At 39.7% G+C, this 234-nt stretch carries 1 protein-coding gene; it reads left to right on the forward strand.

The window, feature by feature from the left end:
* Positions 1-234, forward strand: a 234-nt coding sequence (locus QMD71_04505; protein MDI6840105.1) for a hypothetical protein, incomplete at both ends; no start/stop codon positions are given.

The following is a 234-nucleotide window of genomic DNA, read 5'->3' on the forward strand; positions in this document are numbered from 1 at the left end:
TACAATACTCTACATCTTTACGACTTGTTTCGTGAGCGGTATCCGGATAAGAGCCTCTGTTATAGTACTCTCCGGAATATTCTCATCTCAGCCCATCTCTACACTACCAAAATAAAGAAAAGAAGGAAACCAAGAAAGAGGTTTGAAAAGGAGAAATCGGGTGAACTTCTCCAAATGGATACCTCAAGACACAAGTGGATTCACGGTATAGATGAGTACTTTAGTCTCATTCTT

The sequence above is a fragment of the bacterium genome (assembly GCA_030018315.1).
Lineage (GTDB): Bacteria > Hydrothermota > UBA3073 > JACQXS01 > JAGMCI01 > JASEGA01.